20 protein-coding genes are annotated in these 19,107 nt (G+C 71.6%); 5 read left to right on the top strand and 15 right to left on the bottom strand.

The window, feature by feature from the left end; genetic code table 11:
* Positions 1-98 precede the first annotated feature (98 nt).
* The 4 genes from AB0C38_RS46745 to AB0C38_RS46730 are packed head-to-tail and all read right to left on the bottom strand — an operon-like array spanning position 99 to position 3,306.
* The gene (locus AB0C38_RS46745) at positions 99-746 is read right to left on the bottom strand and encodes a DedA family protein (protein WP_360687178.1); all 648 of its coding nucleotides are present in this window, start codon (positions 744-746) and stop codon (positions 99-101) included.
* 45 nt (positions 747-791) lie between these two features.
* Positions 792-1,793, bottom strand: coding sequence for a lipoyl synthase (lipA, locus tag AB0C38_RS46740; RefSeq protein WP_360687175.1), 1,002 nt, complete (start codon positions 1,791-1,793; stop codon positions 792-794).
* A gap of 25 nt (positions 1,794-1,818) precedes the next feature.
* Positions 1,819-2,766 (bottom strand): oxidoreductase, encoded by a 948-nt coding sequence (locus AB0C38_RS46735; protein ID WP_360687172.1) that lies wholly within the window; start codon positions 2,764-2,766, stop codon positions 1,819-1,821.
* Positions 2,767-2,784: 18 nt separating this feature from the next.
* Positions 2,785-3,306 carry a hypothetical protein gene (locus AB0C38_RS46730; protein WP_360687169.1) on the bottom strand — a complete coding sequence of 174 codons (522 nt, stop codon included), beginning with the start codon at positions 3,304-3,306 and terminating at the stop codon, positions 2,785-2,787.
* 130 nt (positions 3,307-3,436) lie between these two features.
* Between AB0C38_RS46730 and AB0C38_RS46725 the strand changes: the two genes are divergently transcribed.
* Together AB0C38_RS46725 and AB0C38_RS46720 are read left to right on the top strand one after the other, a co-directional pair.
* Positions 3,437-4,048, top strand: coding sequence for a TetR/AcrR family transcriptional regulator (locus AB0C38_RS46725; protein WP_155541882.1), 612 nt, complete (start codon positions 3,437-3,439; stop codon positions 4,046-4,048).
* A 5-nt stretch (positions 4,049-4,053) separates the two neighbouring features.
* On the top strand, positions 4,054-4,989 hold the full coding sequence (locus tag AB0C38_RS46720) for an LLM class F420-dependent oxidoreductase (RefSeq protein WP_360687166.1): 936 nt from the start codon (positions 4,054-4,056) through the stop codon (positions 4,987-4,989).
* Between the two features lie 97 nt (positions 4,990-5,086).
* Here AB0C38_RS46720 and lipB read toward each other — a convergent pair whose 3' ends face one another.
* The 5 genes from lipB to lpdA form a co-directional block, all read right to left on the bottom strand.
* Positions 5,087-5,830, bottom strand: coding sequence for a lipoyl(octanoyl) transferase LipB (lipB, locus tag AB0C38_RS46715; RefSeq protein WP_360687163.1), 744 nt, complete (start codon positions 5,828-5,830; stop codon positions 5,087-5,089).
* Positions 5,827-6,450 carry a phosphatase PAP2 family protein gene (locus tag AB0C38_RS46710; RefSeq protein WP_360687160.1) on the bottom strand — a complete coding sequence of 208 codons (624 nt, stop codon included), beginning with the start codon at positions 6,448-6,450 and terminating at the stop codon, positions 5,827-5,829. The genes lipB and AB0C38_RS46710 overlap by 4 nt, the downstream gene beginning before the upstream one ends.
* Positions 6,447-7,322, bottom strand: coding sequence for a TIGR01777 family oxidoreductase (locus tag AB0C38_RS46705; RefSeq protein WP_360687157.1), 876 nt, complete (start codon positions 7,320-7,322; stop codon positions 6,447-6,449). The genes AB0C38_RS46710 and AB0C38_RS46705 overlap by 4 nt, the downstream gene beginning before the upstream one ends.
* 119 nt (positions 7,323-7,441) lie before the next feature.
* Entirely contained in the window at positions 7,442-9,211 is a 1,770-nt protein-coding gene (sucB, locus tag AB0C38_RS46700; RefSeq protein WP_360687154.1) for a 2-oxoglutarate dehydrogenase, E2 component, dihydrolipoamide succinyltransferase, read from the bottom strand.
* Positions 9,212-9,266: 55 nt separating this feature from the next.
* Positions 9,267-10,640 (bottom strand): dihydrolipoyl dehydrogenase, encoded by a 1,374-nt coding sequence (lpdA, locus tag AB0C38_RS46695; RefSeq protein WP_360687151.1) that lies wholly within the window; start codon positions 10,638-10,640, stop codon positions 9,267-9,269.
* A 182-nt stretch (positions 10,641-10,822) separates the two neighbouring features.
* On the opposite strand from lpdA, the gene AB0C38_RS46690 reads away from it, so the two are divergent.
* Entirely contained in the window at positions 10,823-11,167 is a 345-nt protein-coding gene (locus AB0C38_RS46690) for an oxidoreductase (protein ID WP_360687148.1), read from the top strand.
* Here AB0C38_RS46690 and AB0C38_RS46685 read toward each other — a convergent pair.
* From AB0C38_RS46685 to AB0C38_RS46665, 5 genes are all read right to left on the bottom strand, one after another.
* Positions 11,164-11,616: a GNAT family N-acetyltransferase gene (locus AB0C38_RS46685; protein WP_360687145.1), complete on the bottom strand. Its 453-nt coding sequence runs from the start codon at positions 11,614-11,616 to the stop codon at positions 11,164-11,166. The two genes, AB0C38_RS46690 and AB0C38_RS46685, sit on opposite strands and share 4 nt — an antisense overlap.
* Positions 11,617-11,626: 10 nt before the next feature.
* Complete coding sequence (locus tag AB0C38_RS46680) at positions 11,627-12,592, bottom strand: SMI1/KNR4 family protein (RefSeq protein WP_360687142.1); 966 nt, start codon at positions 12,590-12,592, stop codon at positions 11,627-11,629.
* 21 nt (positions 12,593-12,613) lie between these two features.
* Positions 12,614-13,588 (bottom strand): TAXI family TRAP transporter solute-binding subunit, encoded by a 975-nt coding sequence (locus tag AB0C38_RS46675; RefSeq protein ID WP_360687139.1) that lies wholly within the window; start codon positions 13,586-13,588, stop codon positions 12,614-12,616.
* Positions 13,585-15,555, bottom strand: a complete 1,971-nt coding sequence (locus AB0C38_RS46670) for a TRAP transporter fused permease subunit (RefSeq protein ID WP_360687136.1) — start codon at positions 15,553-15,555, stop codon at positions 13,585-13,587. The genes AB0C38_RS46675 and AB0C38_RS46670 overlap by 4 nt, the downstream gene beginning before the upstream one ends.
* Before the next feature lie 132 nt (positions 15,556-15,687).
* Entirely contained in the window at positions 15,688-17,187 is a 1,500-nt protein-coding gene (locus AB0C38_RS46665; protein WP_360687133.1) for a leucyl aminopeptidase, read from the bottom strand.
* Between the two features lie 110 nt (positions 17,188-17,297).
* Between AB0C38_RS46665 and AB0C38_RS46660 the strand changes: the two genes are divergently transcribed.
* Positions 17,298-18,146 (top strand): hypothetical protein, encoded by an 849-nt coding sequence (locus AB0C38_RS46660; RefSeq protein WP_360687130.1) that lies wholly within the window; start codon positions 17,298-17,300, stop codon positions 18,144-18,146.
* Positions 18,139-18,813, top strand: coding sequence for a DUF402 domain-containing protein (locus AB0C38_RS46655; protein ID WP_360687127.1), 675 nt, complete (start codon positions 18,139-18,141; stop codon positions 18,811-18,813). The genes AB0C38_RS46660 and AB0C38_RS46655 overlap by 8 nt, the downstream gene beginning before the upstream one ends.
* Here the strand turns inward: AB0C38_RS46655 and AB0C38_RS46650 are convergent.
* On the bottom strand, positions 18,770-19,072 hold the full coding sequence (locus AB0C38_RS46650; RefSeq protein WP_360687124.1) for a hypothetical protein: 303 nt from the start codon (positions 19,070-19,072) through the stop codon (positions 18,770-18,772). The two genes, AB0C38_RS46655 and AB0C38_RS46650, sit on opposite strands and share 44 nt — an antisense overlap.
* Between the last annotated feature and the right edge of the window lie 35 nt (positions 19,073-19,107).

Genomic DNA, 19,107 nt, shown 5'->3' with positions numbered 1-19,107 from the left:
GGCCTTCGGTGCGTTCAACGCACCGAAGGGCCCCTTGGGTGCGTTGGACGCAACCAAGGCCACATTGGGGCGCTGGGGGTCGCCGGGGGGAACGTGAGTCAGGGGACTCGCTCGGGCTCGGGTTCCGGCGTCGCGAGAGCCTTGCGCTTCTTCAAGCGCAGCAAGAAGAACACTCCCACCGCGGCGAGCACGCCCACCACGATCAGGCCTCCCGTGTTGAGGACGCCCTCGATCCGTTTGGCCGCCTCGCCCAGGGCCGCGCCGATGCTGATGTGGACCAGGGACCAGCAGAACGCGCCCGCCGCCGCGGCCGGGAGGAACCTGCGGAACGGCAGCCCGGACGTTCCCGCGGCGGCCGGGGTCAGCGTGCGGATCACCGGCAGGAACCGGGCGAAGAACACCGCCCACGCGCCGCGGCGCTCCAGGACCGCGGTCGCCTTGTCCCACGCGTCGAGGCCGTACTTGCGGATCAGTTTCGTCTCGCGCAGGCGTGGCCCGAAACGGCGGCCGATCAGGTAGCCGAGCGCGTCGCCCGCTGTCGCGCAGAGCGTGACCACCAGCCACAGGACCACGAACCGGGGGAGGGTGTTCGCTGTCGTCGCGGCGATGAGCAGCCCGGACTCGCCGGGGGCCACGAAACCCAGCCCGATCGTGCACTCGGCGAAGACCAGCCCGCCGGTCGCCGCAACGAGCCCCGGTTCCGGGAGTCCTTGCAACCAGCTGAGGAGGTCCGAAACCAGGGCCATGCGGCCCACTTTACCGATCCTTTAAGGATGGTGGGGTGACGTGCGTCACCGCGCCAACAGCGACGCGGCTTCCTGAGCTGCGGGTCCTTCGACCGCGAGGTGCTGGAGGTTCTCCGGGAGGACCTCGCCGCGGTGGGCCTTCGTCTGCGCGTACAGCCGTCCCGCGCGGTACGAGGAGCGCACGAGCGGTCCCGCCATGACACCGGCGAAGCCCATCGCCTCGGCGGCCTTCGAGTGCTCGACGAACTCCTCCGGCTTCACCCACCGGTCCACCGGGTGGTGCCGTGGCGAGGGACGCAGGTACTGGGTGATCGTCAAGATCTCGCAACCCGCGTCGACCAGATCCTGCATCGCCGGAGCGACCTCGTCCGGGGTCTCACCCATACCCAGGATCAGATTGGACTTCGTCACCAGACCGGCCTCACGCGCGGCAGTGATGACTTCCAACGAACGCGCGTACCGGAACCCGGGACGGATCCGCTTGAAGATCCGCGGCACCGTCTCCACGTTGTGCGCCAACACCTCCGGACGCGACCCGAACACCTCAGCCAACTGCGCAGGGTCCGCGTTGAAGTCCGGGATCAACAGCTCGACACCAGTGCCCGGATTGAGCGAGTGAATCTGACGCACGGTCTCCGCGTACAGCCACGCACCGCCGTCGTCCAGATCATCGCGAGCGACCCCGGTCACCGTGGAGTACCGCAGACCCATGGCCTGCACGGACTCCGCGACCTTCCGCGGCTCAGTCCGGTCCAGCTCAGCCGGCTTACCCGTGTCGATCTGACAGAAGTCACACCGACGCGTGCACTGATCACCACCGATGAGGAACGTGGCTTCGCGGTCTTCCCAGCACTCATAGATGTTGGGACAACCAGCCTCTTCACAGACCGTGTGCAAGCCTTCGCGGCGCACGAGACCCTTGAGTTCGGTGAACTCCGGCCCCATCCGCACCCGCGTCTTGATCCACGGCGGCTTCTTCTCGATCGGCGTCTCACTGTTGCGGACTTCCAGACGCAGCAGCTTCCGGCCTTCAGGCGCAGCACTCACGCTCTCAACCGTACGCCCGTCCGGGCTACGCGGGGTCGGGGGTGACGTCGGTCAACTTCGCCGTGAGCTCCCACAATGCGGACCCCAGCGGCTCGATGCGGGCGGTGGCCAGCGTGGGCACCTTGACGGGGTAGCCGCGCAGGTTTCCGAGGCCTCGCGGTGCGAAGTAACTGCCGCCTTCGACGCCGTCCGCCGTCGCCGCGTGGAGCTGGGGGAGGGCGCCGAGGCGGGGGCCCTGGGCGAACACCTCGCCGATGCGGTGGCCGCCGGCGATCAGGAACCGGACCACCGGGTTCGAGTACGACCGCGCCATGCCGCTGCCGAGCCCGGTCGCGGTGTACCCCGGGTGCGCGGCGACGCTCAGGATGTCCGAGCCCGCCGCCCGCAGGCGCCGGTCCAGTTCGAGCGCGAACACCTGGTCGGCGAGCTTCGACTGGCCGTACGCGGCGGCCGCGTTGTAGCGGCGGTGGTCGCCGTTCGGGTCGTCGAGGTGGATGCGCGCGCCGGTGGCGGCGAGGCTGGACAGCGTGACGACGCGGGCGTGCCGGCCGCCGCGCAGGGCGGGCATCAGCAGCCAGGTCAGCGCCGCGTGGCCGAGGTAGTTCGTGCCGAACTGCAGCTCGAAGCCGTCGGCGGTGCGGCCGCGGGCGGTCGCCATGACGCCGGCGTTGTTGACCAGGACGTCCAGCTTGTCGCCGGTCAGCTCGCGCGCCGACGCGGCGGCCGCGCGCACCGAGGCGAGCTCGCTCAGGTCCAGTGGGATGAGCTCGGGCTCGGCGCCCGCGGCGGCCGCTTTGACGACGTCCAGGGCCTTCGCCCCGCGTTCGGCGGAGCGGCAGGCGAGGAGCACGCGGGCCCCCTTGCCCGCGAGCACCTCCGCGGTGCGCAGCCCGAGCCCCGAGTTCGCCCCGGTGATCAGGGCGGTCCGACCGGTCTGGTCGGGAATGTCGGTGTCGGTCCAGCGCTCCGTCATGCGCTTACTTAACCGCGTTCACGCACTGGGCGCGAGCAGGCGCCGCAGGTGTCCCATGACTGGACGGCGGCGGGCGGGCTCCGCGCGGCTCGTGCGCAGCAACGCCTCGAGCGCGTGACCCACCTTGACGATCTCTTCGCCCGGCTCGCGCGGGTCGGCCAGGCCGGCGGTGACGGCGAGCATCCGCAGCTCACCTTCGTGCATCCGGCGCAGCGACGCGTGCCGCTCGTAGCCGCCGTCGAGCACCGCGCGCAGCGTCTCGTGCTCTTCGACGGACGCGCGCCAGGCGCGCGTGACGGCGTCGACGTGGTCGCCGAGGCCGTCGGCGTCGTCCGGGTCGGTGACCTCGGCACGCAGGCGGCCGCTCAGCGTCCGCGTCCACTGGTACTGCAGGGCCAGCAGGACGTTCTCCTCGGTGCCGAAGTGCTCTTCGGCACCGGGGATCTCGTCGAGCGGCAGCGGCGCGCCCGGGTTCCGGGCGGCCAGGCGAACCGTGGCGTCGAGGATTTCCTGACGCCGGTAGAAGTCTGTCCAGCTCATCGTGGGCTCCCCTTCCGTGGTCCGGGTCATACCGCGGGTCTGCGGCATACTCCCGGTACGGACCTGACCCGGTGAACATACCATGAGTATGGAGAGATCCTCCGGGCGTAAGGTTGTGAAGGTGGCGACAATGAGGTCCAGACGGCTCGACTACTCCGAGTCGACGCGGTCGGCGCTGGTCGACAGCGCGGTGGAACTGTTCACCAAACGCGGTTACGCGGGTACCTCGCTCGACGAGATCGCCAAACGCGCACGCGTCACGAAGGGCGCGCTGTACCACCACTTCAGCGGCAAGCAGGCACTGTTCGAGGCCGCGTTCGACCAGGTCGAAAGCCTCGTCTACGACCGCCTCGACAAGATCATGACCGGTGAGGGCTCACCGTGGGAGCGGGCCCTCGGCGGGCTCAACGCGTTCATCCGCGCCTGCCTCGACCCGGCCTACCAGCGGATCGCCATCCACGAGGCGCCGGTCGTCATGGGCTGGGAGCGCTGGCGCGAGGCCGAGGAGCGGTGCAGCTTCGGGCTCGTCCGCTCCGGCCTGCAGTCGCTGATCGACGCGGGCGAGGTCGAGCCGGTACCGGTCGAGGTCACCGCGCGGCTGCTGTTCGGCGCGCTGTCGAGCGCGGCGACCGAGATCGCCAGCTCGCCGGACCCGAAGAAGGTCGGGGCCGAGATCGAGGACGTGATCGTCCGCATGCTGGTACGGCTGCGGCGCACGGAGCCGGACGTCTCTATAGGCTGACTTTCGTGGACTTGAGGATCTTCACCGAGCCCCAGCAAGGGGCCAGCTACGACGACCTGCTGCGTGTCGCCAAAGCGACCGAAGCCGCCGGATACGACGCCTTCTTCCGCAGCGACCACTACCTGAAGATGGGCTCGGCCGACGGCCTGCCCGGCCCGACCGACGCCTGGATCACGCTGGCCGGCCTGGCCCGCGAGACCAGCCGGATCCGGCTCGGCACGCTCGTCACCGCGGCGACGTTCCGGTACCCGGGCCCGCTCGCCATCTCGGTCGCGCAGGTGGACCAGATGTCCGGTGGGCGCGTCGAGTTCGGCCTCGGCTCCGGCTGGTACGACGCCGAACACGAGGCGTACGGCCTGACGCTGCCGCCGCTGAAGGAGCGCTTCGACCGCTACGCCGAGCAGCTCGAGATCATCACCGGGCTGTGGAAGACGCCGGCGGGCTCGACGTTCTCGTTCAAGGGCGAGTACTACACGCTGTCGGAGTCGCCGGGCCTGCCGAAGCCGGCGCAGTCCCCGGCGCCGCCGGTGATCGTCGGCGGCCAGGGCAAGAAGCGCACCCCGGCGCTGGCCGCGCGCTTCGCGGACGAGTTCAACCTGCCGTTCGTGGACGCCGAGGCGGCGGCCGCGCAGTTCGCTCGCGTCGACGCCGCGGCGCGGGAGATCGGCCGCGACCCCAAGGAGATCCTGCGCTCGGTGGCGCTGACCATCGCCGTCGGCCGCTCCGACGCGGAGGTCGCGCAACGGGCGTCGGCCGTCGGCCGGGACGAGACCGAGCTGCGGGCGAACGGCCTGGCCGGGACGCCCGCCGAGGTCGTCGACCGGATCGGGCAGTGGCGGGAGAAGACCGGGATCACCCGGGTCTACCTGCAGCTGCTGGACCTGTCCGATGTGGACCAGCTCGAGCTGGTCGCGGCCGAGGTCGCCCCGCAGCTGGACTGAGCAGGCCCCCGTTTTCCACGCTAGCGGAAGGGACCGACAGTTCCGGACCGCCGAAGCCGGGCAGGCCTCCTGTTGTCCACAGGAGGCCTGCCCGCTTTCAGTTCTGGAGGGCGAAGGTGACGCCCGGCGCCTGGGGCGCTTCGGGACGCGGGAGCCAGCGGTCCTCGCTCACCGGGAGCTCGCCTTCGAGGGCCGCCAGGACGGCGTCGCGCGCCAGCGGGAGCACCGCTTCGACGCTGACGTCGCGCTGCAGCTCGTAGGACAGCGACGTCACGCCCGCGTCGCGGATGCCGCACGGCACGATCGTGTCGAACGCCGAGAGGTCCGCGTTGCAGTTGAGCTCGAAGCCGTGCATCGTCACGCCGCGCTGGACGCGGATGCCGATCGCCGCGATCTTGCGCTCGATGCCGCGGTCGTCGGCCGGGATCCAGACGCCGCTGCGGCCCTCGACGCGGCCGCTGTGCACGCCCAGCTGGTCGCACACGTGGATCAAGGCCTCTTCGAGCCGCCGCACGTAGTGGACGACGTCGATCGGGTCGCCGAGCTTCACGATCGGGTAGCCGACCAGCTGGCCGGGGCCGTGCCAGGTGATCTTGCCGCCGCGGTCGACGTCGATCACCGGCGTGCCGTCGGCCGGGCGGTCGGCGGGCTCCGTGCGCTTGCCCGCGGTGTACACCGACGGGTGCTGCAGCAGGAACATCGTGTCCGGCGCGGTGCCGTCGGCGCGCTCGGTGAGCCGGCTCCGCTGGAGCTCCCAGGCTTCGGTGTACTCGATCGTGCCGAGCTCCACGACGTCGACGGGCTCGGTGGTGGCGCGGCAGGAGATGCGGGAAGAACTCACCCGTCGAGGCTACGCCCGTCACCCGGGGGAAGCAGCCGCAAGGCGCACGCTGAGAGCAGCCCGACACCGGTCACCGCGAGCACTGCTCCGATCGTGTCCGTGACCCAGTGCACGCCCAGCACGACGCGGCACGCGGCGCCCAGCACGACGGCCACGACGACCGCGACCGAAACCCGGCGCAGCAGCCGCGGCCACAGCCACGCGGACAGCAGGAGCAGCACGAATCCCGTGCTCGCGACCGACACCACGTGCCCGCTCGGGTAGCTCAGGTCCGGGTAGTCGCGTGGGCGCTCCCGCAGGAAGAGCGGCTTGAACACCAGGCTCGTCAGCCGGCACAGCACCAGCACCGCGGCCAGCCGCACGCACAGGCCGACGTGCTCGCGCCGCCGCAGCGCCAGCGCGAGCAACGCGAAGCCGAGGACGAAGGGGAGCACCGGCCCGAGAACGTCGCTCCCGGCCTCCGCGACCCGGCCGAGCGGCTCCGCGTACACGCCGTGAAGAGCGTCCGCGACCGCGACGTCGAGGGTCAGCGGCTGCCGCGCCACGCTCAGACCCAGCACGATGAACGCGGCCGAGAGCACCGCGCCGACGACGAGCCAGCGCTGCAGCGGAACGCTCATGCGGCGGCGAGCGCGCTGTCCAGGGTCCGGTGCCGGAACTCGTAGCCGGACCGCTCCAGCGCGGCCGGGACGGCCCGCTGCCCGAACAGTGCCATCTCCTCGCCGGCCTGGCCGAGCACGGTTTTGAGCGCGATCCCGGGCACCCACCACGGCGCGGGGCGGTGCAGCGCCCGCCCGACCGCCTTGGTGAACTCGGCGTTGGTGACCGGAGCCGGGCCGCTGAGGTTGACCGGGCCGGACAGGTCGTCGTGCGTGAGGACGTGGACGATGGCGCCGACCTCGTCCTCGAGGGCGATCCACGGCATGAACTGGCGGCCGTCGCCGAGCCGTCCGCCCAGGCACAGCTGGAAGAGCGGGCGGAGCGTGCCGTACAGGCCGCCCTCGGCCGAGAGCACCAGCCCGGTCCGGATGTTGACGACGCGCGCGTCGCCCGCGCCCGCCGTCGCCGCTTCCCAGGCTTCGCAGAGCTCGGCGAGGAAACCGCGTCCGCGGGGGGCAGATTCGTCCACAGTGGACTCGTGGGTGTGGCCGTAGTACCCGACGGCGGAAGCGTTGACGAGCACCCCGACACCGTGTTCGGCGACGGCCTCGGCGAGCACCTCGGTCGGCTCGACCCGGCTGTCGGTGAGCTCCTGCTTGCGCATCGCGCTCCACCGGCCCGGGAACAGCGGCTTGCCCCCGAGGTTCACGACGGCGTCCACGCCTTCGAAGGCGCCGTCCGCGATGGTGCCGGACGGCGGGTCCCAGCGGAACTCGCCGCCTTCGCGCGCCTCACGCCGCACCAGCCGGCGGACCTCGTGGCCCTCGCGCCGCAGGCGTTCGCCCAGCGCCGACCCGATCAAGCCGCTCGCTCCGGCGATCAGTACTCGCATGGGTCGATCGTGGCCCATCCGGCGCGCTCCCGCACAGCCGGACCGCGTGTTTCACACCCGGGACCGGAAACGGCGAAGGCCGCCACGGAAAATCCGTGACGGCCTTCGTCCGGTGTGACTCAGAGGCCGAGCTCGTCCTCGAAGCTGCCCTCTTCCAGACGCTGCTTGATCGTCGTCACGAAGCGGCCCGCGTCGGCCCCGTCCACCAGGCGGTGGTCGTAGGTCAGCGGCAGGAACACCATCGAGCGGACGGCGATCGTGTCGTTGCCGTCGGCGTCGGCGACGACCACCGGACGCTTGACGACCGCGCCCGTGCCGAGCATGCCCGACTGCGGCTGCACGATGATCGGCGTGTCGAACAGCGCGCCGTTCGAGCCGATGTTCGTGATCGTGAACGTGCCGCCGGACAGCTCGTCGGGCTTGATCTGGTTGGCCCGCGCGCGGCCCGCCAGGTCGGCGATCCGGTGCGCGAGACCGGCCAGGCTCAGCTCGCCCGCGTCGTGGATCACGACCGAGAGGAGCCCGCGCTCGGTGTCCACCGCGATGCCCAGGTGCACGGCGCCGTGGTAGGTGATCTCCTTCGTGTCCTCGTTGTAGGACGCGTTGACGTTCGGGTGCTGCTTGAGCGCCTCGACCGTGGCCTTCGCGAAGAACGGCAGGAACGTCAGGTTGACGCCCTCGCGCTCCTTGAAGGCCGCCTTCGCACGCTGGCGCAGCTTCGCGACCTTCGTGACGTCGACCTCGTGGACCTGCGTGAGCTGCGCGGACTCCTGCAGCGACTCGCGGGTCTTGGTGGCCGTGATCTGGCGGATCCGGCTGGCCTTCTGCACGGTGCCGCGCAGGGCCTGGATCTCGGGGGAGACCGGGGCGGCCGGGCGCGGGGCCGACGGAGCGGACGCCGCGGGAGCCGACGGCGCCGCCGCGGGGGCCGGGGCGGCCTGCTGCTTCTGCTTCTCCTCGGCCGCGGCCAGGACGTCCTGCTTGCGGATCCGGCCGCCGACGCCGCTGCCGGTCAGCGACGCGAGGTCGATGCCGTGCTCCGACGCCAGCTTGCGGACCAGCGGCGTGACGTACGGGCCGTCCGCCGAGCTCTCCTTCGCCGCGGCCGGCTCGGCCTTCGGCTCCGGCTTGGGCTCGGGCTTCGGTTCCGGCTTGGACTCCTGGACCGGCTCGGGCTTCGGCTCGGGCTTGGGTTCCGGCTTCGGCTCGGGCTTGGACTCCTGGACCGGCTCCGGCGCGGACTCGGCCTTCGGCGCCGCGTTCGCGTCACCGATCACGGCCAGGACGCCGCCGACCTCGACGGTCTCGTCCTCGCCCGCGCGGATCTCCAGCACCGTGCCGGCGACCGGCGACGGCACCTCGGTGTCCACCTTGTCGGTGGAGATCTCGAGCAGCGGCTCGTCGACCTCGACCGAGTCGCCGACCTGCTTCAGCCAGCGCGTGACGGTGCCCTCGGTGACGCTCTCGCCCAGCTCGGGCAGCTTCACCTCGGTACCTTCGCCACCGGCGGCCGGCGCGGTGTCCGGCTTGCTCGGCGCGCTGTCCTGAGCCTGCGGCTCCGGCTCGGACTGAGTCTCGGGCTCGGGCTCGGGGGCCGGCTCGGACTTCTGCTCTTCCTGCGCCGGGGCGGAAGACTCGGCGGCGCCGCCGGACCCGTCGTCGATGACGGCGAGCTCGCCGCCGACCTCGACGGTCTCGTCCTCCTGGGCGCTGATCTTCACGACCGTGCCCGCCACCGGGGAGGGAACCTCGGTGTCGACCTTGTCGGTCGAGATCTCGAGCAACGGCTCGTCGACCTCGACGGTGTCGCCCTCCTGCTTAAGCCACCGGGTGACGGTGCCTTCGGTGACGCTCTCCCCGAGCTCCGGCAATGTGACGGAGTAGGCCATCGTTCGCTGACTCCTCTTCCAAGTTCTGCGTGGTCTGGATTCTGCTGGTGGGACGTCAGCTGTGCACGTGCAGCGGCTTCCCCGCGAGGGCGAGGAACGCTTCACCGAGGGCCTCGGTCTGGGTGGGGTGCGCGTGGATGAGCGGCGCGACGTCTTCGGGGAAAGCCTCCCAGCTGTAGATCAGCTGCGCTTCGCCGATCAGCTCGCCGACGCGGTCGCCGACCATGTGGACCCCGACGACCGGGCCGTCCGGGGCCTTGACCAGCTTGACCCCGCCGGAGGTCTTGAGGATCTGGCTCTTGCCGTTGCCGCCGAGGTCGTAGGTGAACGTCGTGACGTCGGCGCCGTACTTGTCCTTCGCCTGCGACTCGGTCAGCCCGACCGACGCGACCTCCGGGTGCGAGTAGGTGACCCGCGGGATGCCGCTCTCGTCGATCACGCGCGGGTTCTGCCCGGCGATCTCCTCGGCGACGAAGATGCCCTGCTGGAAGCCGCGGTGCGCGAGCTGCAGGCCGGGGACGATGTCGCCGACGGCGTAGACGTTCGGCAGGTTGGTGCGCAGCCGGTCGTCGGTGAGGACGAAGCCGCGCTCGATCTTGACGCCGGCCTCCTCGTAGCCGTGGCCCGCGGAGTTCGGCCCGCGACCGACGGCGACCAGCAACAGGTCGGCCTCGATGGTCTCGCCGGACTCCAGCGAAACGCTCACGCCGTTTTCGTCCTGCTTCGCGCCGGTGAACTTCACGCCGGTCTTGAAGGTGATCTTGCGGCGGCGGAAAGCGCGCTCGAGCTGCTTGGACGCGAACTCGTCCTCGTTCGGGACGAGCCGCGGCAGGGCTTCCACGATGGTGACGTCGACGCCGAAGGAGGCCCAGACGCTGGCGAACTCGACACCGATCACGCCGCCGCCGAGGACCACGACCTTCTTGGGGACGTAGTCCAGGGCGAGGGCCTGCTCGCTGGCGATGACGCGGCCGCCGAGCTCCAGACCCGGCAGCGTGCGCGAATAGGAACCGGTGGCGAGGATGACGTTCTTGCCGGTGTAGCGGGTGCCGTCCACCTCGACGGTCGTGCCGCCGACGAACGTGCCGCTGCCCTCGACGAGGTTCACCTGGTGCGCCTTGGCCAGGCCCTGCAGGCCCTTGTACAGCCGGGAGACGATCCCGTCCTTGTACTTGTTGACCCCGGCGATGTCGATGCCCTCGAAGACGGCCTTGACGCCGACCGCCTCGGCTTCGCGGGTTTCGTCGGCGACTTCGGCGGCGTGCAGCAGGGCCTTGGTCGGGATGCAGCCCCGGTGGAGGCAGGTCCCGCCGAGCTTGTCCTTCTCGATCAACGTGACGGAAAGGCCCAGCTCGGCCGCGCGGAACGCCGCGGCGTAGCCGCCCGATCCGCCTCCCAGGATCACGAGGTCGGCGGAGGTGTCGGTCACTTCAATAGCTCCTCGGCAAGCAGTGGGGTGGTGCTCTGTCGTCGCCTGTGCCCGGTATAACCGCGCGCGCGACACCCGCCATCTTGTCACTACGCCGGGCCGGGCTGCGAGCTAGCCGGGTGTGCGACACCGACCACACGTGGACATCGGGATAATGAGTGGGGAATGTCTCGGGAGGGAAGGTGGTCGCGGTGGGGTTGTTCGACTCGCTGCGCAGGCGCGCCAAGGGCGGGCAGAAGGCCGGTACGCTGCGGAAAGCCAGCTCCGGGGACACCCGGCACCTGGAGGAGTGGGCGGCCGAGCGCCGGGGTGTCGAGGCCTTCGTCGAGCCGAAGACGAACGTCACCGAGACCACTGTGGTGTTGATCGCCCACGACGGCGAATGGACCCGGCGCCGGATCGGCAGCCTGGAGGCGGCCCAGCAGTTCGGCCACCGCCGGTCGATCCCGGTCTACGAGGTCGCGCGGGTCGGCTACCCGAAGCGCATGCGCGAGTACACCGAGCGCAAGAAACGCGGCGAGGCCTAGAGCTCGATCCGGCCGACCACCTCGCCGTTGAAGGTCTGCCCGGTCGGGCGGAAGCCCAGCTTGAGGTAGAAGCCCTCCGGGCCGCCCTCGGCCGGGAGCCACAGCACCGTGACGGCCTTTTCGCCGCGCCGGCGAGCCTCCTCGAGGACGGTTTCGACCGCGAACCGCCCGAGGCCGCGGCCCTGGACGCCGGCACCGACGTTGAGCCGCCAGACCCCGCAGCGGAAGAAGTCCAGCTCCGCGGCCGGGTTGAAGCCGCCCATCACGAAGGCGACCGGTTCGCCGTCGTCGAGGATCAGCCGCGGCCAGGCGACCTCCGGCTGGGTGTAGGCCTCGGCGAGCGAGACGGCGACGGGCGCGACGAAGTCCTTCTGGTGCGGCTCGACGGCCAGCTGGCACGCGGCCGCGACGTTGTCCGGGGTGATCTTCTCCGCGGTGAGGGTGGTCACCCGGACCAAGCTAGCCTGCCTGGGCGAGCAGCGTGGCGTGCCGGCCCAGCGCCGCGCGGAACGACGGGTGGACCGTCGAGCCGAGCACCGGGTCGACCTCCACGACGTGGGACGCCGAAAGCAGCAGCACCGCCGGTTCGGCCAGGACCACCACGCCGTTCTCGGCCCGCAGGTCCGCCGTGCCCAGCAGGCGCGGGAAGACCACGTCCGCGGGCAGGCCGTCGCAGGTGCGCAGGAACTCCCGGTGGTCCTCCGGCAGCTCGACGCCCAGCCGCAGCTCCGCCGAGCGGATCGCCGCCTCCGACGCCGGGGGAGGGGCGCTGGGGCCACCGCGCAGCCGCAGGATCTCCGCGATCAGCTCGGGCCAGGTGCCGAGGTCCGGCGGGTAGCGCTCGTGCAACGCCGCGACCAGCGCGCCCGCGCAGCTCCCGGCCCAGTCGCGCAGGCCCAGCGGGTCCGCGCCGGCCACCAGCGCCGGGGCCAGCGCGCGCGTCGCGGCGAGCGTCGCCACGTCCGGCCGCTGACCGGCCAGCGAAGCCCACCGGGTGAGGTCGCCGTCGGCGAGGGCCGTGCGGACGCGGTCCGGGCGTGCAGGCGCGACGTGCTTGACCACCTCGGCGATCGGTCCGGGCGGGAGGACGCCGTCGAGGTCGGACACCGGCTTCCGGAGGAATTCCGTGTGGGCTCGCTCTTCGGTGTCGAGGTCGAGCGGGAGCAGGCCCTCGGCCCAGTCCGGCCGGCCGCCGCGGGCTTCGGAGAGCATCGCCCACGCGCGGGCCCGGACCGGGCCGGCCGCCAGCGAGGTCACCGGTCGTTCCGTGCGGGCCAGCCACTGCCCGGCCAGCCGGTCGGCCTCGTCGAGGGCGCCGGTGACCGCGAGCAGCAGGGCGGCGTACCCGACCTGGTCGTCGAGGCCCGGGTCGGCGGCGGTCAGGACGTCCCGGACCGCCGTCTCGAGGTACTCGCCGGCATCCACGTCCCGACCATGGCACAGGCGTCAGCCGAGGCCTTGTTTGGCCCCCGGGTGCAGCGGAACCGGATCGGTCTGCGGTGCCAGCTGCTTGGTGATCTCCTTCGCGGCCGGGTGGATCTTCGCCAGCTCCGCCTGCTTGTCGAAGAGCAGCTTGGTGATCGCGCACGCGTTGGCCGCCGGGAAGTCCTCGCGCACCAGCAGCAGGTTGGGCACCACGACCGTGGGGACGTCCGCGGGCTGGCCGTAGGTCGCCGCCGGGATGACGGCCTGGTCGTAGACGTCGTTGACCTGCTTGAGCTTCGGCAGCAGCGGCGTGATGTCGACGAACTTCACCTTGTCCTTCAACGCCGTGGTGATGTCCGTGATCTGCGCGGTCGGCAGGCCGCCGGACCAGACGAGCCCGTCGAGCGTGCCGGACTTCATGCCGTCCGCCGTCTTCGCCAGGTCGAGCCGCTGCGCCTGGACGTCGGTCTCGGGCTTGAGGCCCGCCGCCTGCAGCAGGCGGTTCGCGATCACCTCGGTGCCCGACTTCGGCGAGCCCGTCGAGATCCGCTTGCCCTTCATGTCGGCGACGCTGTTGATGCCGGAGTCGGTGCGCACCAGCACCTGCGTCGAGTTCGGGTAGATCCGGGACAGCGCCTGGATCTTCTGCGGCTTGCCGTCGAAGGAGCCCTTGCCGCGCACCGCGTCCGCCGCGGTGTCCGCCAGCGAGAACGCGACGTCGTAGTTGCCGGCCACCAGCTGCTGGATGTTCTGCACCGACGCGCCGGTCTCCGCGGCCGTCGCGCGCAGCTTGGTGTTGTTGCTGATCAGCTGGGCCAGACCGCCGCCCAGCACGTAGTAGACGCCGCCGCTGTTGCCGGTGGCGATGGTGATCCGGCCTTCGCCGGCCTCGCAGGACTGCCCGCCACCTTGGGCGGGCTGGTCGGCCTGCTGTTTCCCGCCGCAGCCCGTGACGGCCAGGGCGAGCACCGCGGCCAAGACCCATGCGCGTTTCATGCTGTCCTCCTCTTGATCACGGTGTGGGCGAGCACGGCCACGACGCCGAACGCGGCACCGACCGCGATCGGCACCGGTTCCAGGTAAAGCAGGCACAGGGCGGCCGGGACGAACAGCAGCCGCACGGGCAGGCTGACCGGTCCGAACAGCCACCCGCCGGTCACCACCGCGAGCGCGGCGACGGCCACCGCGGACACCGCCGCCACCCACAGCACGGTGAGCACATCGGACTGCAGCAGCAGCGCGGCGCCGTTGTCGGTGAGCACGAAGGCGATCGGCACCAGGAACGCCGGCAGCGTGTACTTCCAGCACTGCCACATCGTCCCGAGCACCGACCCGCCGGTGATCGCCGCCGAGGCGACGGCGGCGAGCGCGGTCGGCGGTGTGACCTCCGAAAGCACGGCGTAGTAGAAGATGAACATCGCGCGCTCGGCGTCGGCGACCCCGAGCGTCTCCAGTGCCGGGCCGATCACCACCCACGCGATGATGAAGCTCGCGGTGACCGGCACCGCGAGCCCGAGCACGCCGACCGCGATCGCCGAAAGCAGCACGGTCAGGATCAGGATCACCGTGCCGTTGTCGGAGAGGGCGCCGGCCAGTTCCACCAGCGCGTCGGCGAGTTCGAGGCCGAGCCCGGTCTTGGTGATGGTCGAGGTGATCACGCCGGCCGCCGCGCACACCGCGATCACCGGCAGCGCCCCGCGGACCCCGGCCGAGAGCGCGTCGACCATGTCCTTCGCCCAGCCTTTGACGTCGTGGCGGCGGGCGATCAGCGCGAAGAGCGCGGCGACGCCGGTCGCGTAGACCACCGCGGCGAACGGCGGGATGTCCAGGGCCAGGAACACGACGATGATCGCCAGGGACAGGAAGTGGTAGCCGCCCTGCCGCAGGAGCCGCCACGGATGGCCGTGCGGGACGTCGACCGGCTCGGCCTCGAAGCGCCGCGCGTCGGCCTCCATCGCGAAGACGATGCCGAGGTAGTAGAGCAGCGTCGGGACGGTCGCCCAGATCAGCACGGTCAGGTACGACGTCTGCAGGTACTCGGCGATGATGAACGCCGCGGCGCCCAGCGTCGGCGGCGAGAGGATGGCGCCGATGCCGGACGCGGCGAGCAGCCCGCCGGCGTTTTCCTTGGGGTAGCCCGCTTTCTTGAGGATCGGCCAGGTGATCGAGCCGAGGCTGACCGCCGTCGCGGTGCCCGAACCCGACACCGTGCCGAGCAGGAAGCCCGACAGGACGGTGGTCCGGCCCGGCGCCGTCCGCGACTTCCGGAACGCGGCGAAGGAGATGTCCACGAAGAACCGGCCGGCGCCGGAGGCGTTGAGCACCGCGCCGTAGAGGGTGAACAGCACGATGTAGCTGGCCGCGACGTCGAGCGGGGTGCCGTAGAAACCGCTGGCGTCGTTGTAGAGCGCGTTGACGATCTGGCTGAAGTCGATCCCGGCGTGGGCGATGCCCCAGTTCTGCGGGAGATAGCCGCCGTAGTAGGCGTAGGCGAGGAAGAGCAGGCAGACGATCGGCAGCACCAGCCCGGTGGTGCGGCGGGTGGCTTCGAGGATGAGCACGAGCAGCAGCGCGCCGGCGACGATGTCCAGCGGGGACAGGATGCCCTGGCGGTTCAGGAAGTCGTCGTAGCCGATGAGCACGGGGTAGAGGCCGACGGCCAGGGCGATCGCGGCGAGCGCCCAGTCGGTCCAGCCGGGGTCGTCGCGGCCGCGCAGCCGCGGGCGGTAGCAGAGGAAGACCAGCGGGAGCGTCACGCCGAGGAAGAGCACCAGGTAGAACTGGTTGCCCTTGGCGAAGGGGAAGAAGACCTGCTTGAGCACCAGCACGGCGACGGCGAGCGCGACGAAGTAGACGACGCGGTCGGGGACGCGGGAGAGGGTGCGCGCCGGCCGTTCTTCGTCGTGCTCGGCGGCGATCGCGGCGGGAGTGTCCTCTTCGACCGGTCGGGTCGGTTGGGTCATCACTGCCCCCTTCGCGATGATGACACCGTACGGTGTCGCCGATCACACCGAAAGCGGCAAAGGGATCACCCCGGGCGAAAAACGCCGAAGGGGCCCCCGCCGTGGCGGGAGCCCCTTCGGGCGAACCGTTGCTCAGCCGTTGGCGGCGATGTCCGCCAGCACCGCGGCGATCGTCCGCACCGGGACGCCGGTGCCGCCCTTGCCGGTGTAGCCCCACGGCGCCGCCGTGTTGAACGACGGGCCCGCGATGTCGATGTGGACCCAGTCGAGGCCGTCGGCGACGAACTCGCGCAGGAAGATCCCGGCCGCGAGCATGCCGCCCCAGCGGTGGCCGGTGACGTTGGCCAGGTCGGCCAGGCGCGAGTCGAGGTCGCCGCGCAGCTCCTCCGGCAGCGGCATCGCCCAGCCGTTCTCGCCGGTGGCCTGCATGATCCCGGTGACGCGGTCGCGGAAGTCGTCCGAACCCATCACGCCGGCGGTGCGGTTGCCGAGCGCGACGACCTGGGCGCCGGTCAGCGTCGAGGTCTCGATCAGGTAGTCCGGGTTCTCCTCCGCGGCGCGCACCATCGCGTCGGCCAGCACGAGCCGGCCTTCGGCGTCGGTGTTGAGGACCTCGACGGTCTTGCCGCCGTACATGGTCAGCACGTCGCCCGGGCGGTACGACGTCCCGGACGGCAGGTTCTCCGCCAGTGGGATGTGCGCGACGACCTCCAGCGGGTACTTCAGCTTCGCCGCGAGCACCACCGAAGCGAGCACGCCGGCGGCGCCGGACATGTCCGACGTCATGTGGTCCATGTTCGCGGCGGGCTTGAGCGAGATGCCGCCCGAGTCGAACGTGATGCCCTTGCCGACCAGCGCGACCTTCTTGCTCGCCTTGGCCGGCTTGTAGGCCAGGCGCAGCAGCCGCGGCTGGCGTGCGGAACCGCCGCCGACGCCGAGGATGCCGCCGAAGCCCTTGCGCTTGAGGGCCTTCTCGTCGAGGACCTCGAACTCGAGGCCGTTGTCCTCGGCCAGCTTCTTCGCGCGGTCGGCGAAGGAGGCCGGGTAGAGGTCGTTCGGCGGGGTGTTGATCAGGTCGCGGGCGGTGAGGACGGCCTCCGCGATGGAGCTCGCCGCCTTCAGCGTCGCCTTGTGCTCGCGGGCGGTGCCGTCGGCCGGGCTCGCGAAGTCGACCTTCGCGACCGGCGCGTCACCCTTCTCGGAGCGGTACGCGGTGAAGACGTACGAGCCGAGGATCGTGCCCTCGACGGCGGCCTGCAGGTCGAGCTCCGACAGCGTCACGAACGCGCGGTCGGTGCCGGCCAGCGCGCGACCGGCGGCCCCGGCGGCGCGGCGGACCTGCTCGGGGGTGACGGCGGCACCCTCCTTGCCCAGGCCGACGGCGAGCACCACGCCCGCCGAGAGCTTGCCCAGCGTCGGGATCTTGACGACCTCTTCGGCCTTGCCGCTGGCGCCGAGCGTGGCGAGCAGCCCGGCGAGACGGCCGTCGAAGGCGGCGTCCACGGCGGCGGCGCCCGCCGCGAGCAGCGGGCCGTCCTCGCCGGCCACGGTACCGATGACGATCACGTCGGCGCGCGTCTTGGCCAGTGCCTCCCCGGTGTTGTCGGACAGGGCGAGCTTAGGCACGGTCACTTCTGGCTCCTCGCGCGTTCGCGGTGGTACCGGGCGCCGGCCCGGTCGGGATCGTGAGCCATGCTAATGACGACCGGACCACGGGTGAACAGAGGGAGCGGGAGGGCGGCGTGCGGCTGGGCGGTGGACTGCTGGTGGCGCTGGCGGCCGGGGCGGCGGGCGCCGGCTGGTGGCTGCTGGCCGGGCTGGTGCTGGCGGCGATCGCCGCGGGCGTGCCGGCCCGGGTCCCGGACCCGGGGGACGCGCTGGTCGACCGGGTCGTGGTGGCCGTGGCGCGGCTGGCCGAGGTGACCGTCTACGCGATCGCGTTCGGCGCCTATGTCGTCCCCTCGCACCGGGAACTGGCGGCTGTGGTGTTCGTCGTGGTGGTGACCGGCGCCGGGTTCGCCGGGCTGAAGATCCCGACGATCGTCGTACGGATCGCGGGTGGGCTGCTGCTCGTCGCGGGACTCGTCCTGGTCGCGTTGTGCGTGGCCGTGCCGCCCGTGTCGACGGCCGGGGGCGGGCTCCGGCCTCCGGACTTCGCGGGCGTGCTCGTCGCCGCGGTGGTGACGCTGCCGTTCCTGCGGCCCACCGGCCGCGAAGGCGCGGGCTGGCGCGTGCTGCTGCTCGGCGCGGTCGCGGTGCTGGCCGCCTTCGCCGCGCTGTACCAGCTCGGCGCCGTCCGGCTCGGGCTGTCCCTGACGTCGTTGCGTGACCTGCTTTCCGCCGCCGACGCGGACTCGCTGCAGCCGTTGCTCACCGTCGTCGCCGTGGTCGCGACCGTGGTGCCGGCGCTCGTCGCCGGGGGCGAGGTCCGGGAGCGGGCCGGCACGAGCGGCCTGGCGGGGATCGCCGTCGCCGCGGTGGCCGCGTACTTCCTGCCGGTGCTGCCCGTGCTCGTCGTCGCGGGGCTGGTGACCGTGATCGAGCTGCTACTGGGCGTGCGCGCCCGCCGGTACAGTGGGTCACGTGAGTGATCGACGCTGGCGGCCGGGGGAGACCGTGGTCGAACGGTTCCACCGCCCGGACGGCTCGATCGGCCAGGTCCACCCGCTGCGCGCGCTCGCCGACGACGGCCGCGTCCTGCTCGCCTGGATCCCGGCGGGCACCCCGATCGTCGGCAGCAGGCTGGTGGACGGCCGGCACATGGCGGACGCGCCCCTGCACCAGCGGTTCCGCATCCCGCGCGTGCCGGTGCCGGACTTCTGGCACCGCACGTCCACGCTGCGGCGCATCGCCGACGACGAGTGGTCGTCGGTGTGGTGGTTCTTCGACGCCGCGGGTGAGTTCACGAACTGGTACGTCAACCTCGAGGTCCCGCTCGGCCGGACCCCGGCCGGGGTGGACCGCATCGACGGCGTGCTCGACGTCGTCGTCGAGCGGGACGGCACCTGGCGCTGGGACGACGAGGACGAGGCCGAGGTCGCGATCGACGCCGGCCGGCTGACGCACGAGCAGCTGGACCGGCTGCGCGCGGAAGGCGAGCGGATCGGCGCGCTGGCCGAGCGCGGCGCCTACCCGTTCGACGGGACGGACACGGACTTCCGCCCGGACCCGGACTGGCCGGTGCCCGAGCTGCCCGCGGGGCTGCTCGAGGAGCTCAGCCCGCGGTCAGGAGAAGGATCAGCGCCAGCACCGCGTTGACGACCGCGAGGATGACCACCGACTTGGTGGGGATCACCTTGGGGAACACGACCTTGCCGTGGATGCTCCGCCACCACACGACGCCGAAGACGCCCGCGACGAGGCCGAGGAAACCGCCGAAGCCGCTGCTGAGGACGGCCCAGCCGACCATGCCGAGCAGGCCGACGCCGAAGGTCAGCAGCACCGCGGTGACGAACGTCTTGACGTCGGTCCCGCCGGTCTTGGGCCGGGGGACCGGCTCCGTGGAGTGGTAGGTCACGCCGTCATCCTAGAGTCATCACGGCCCGGACGCGG

The sequence above is a fragment of the Amycolatopsis sp. NPDC048633 genome (assembly GCF_040650695.1).
Classification (GTDB): domain Bacteria; phylum Actinomycetota; class Actinomycetes; order Mycobacteriales; family Pseudonocardiaceae; genus Amycolatopsis.
This window is presented reverse-complemented; position numbering and strand designations above follow the sequence as displayed.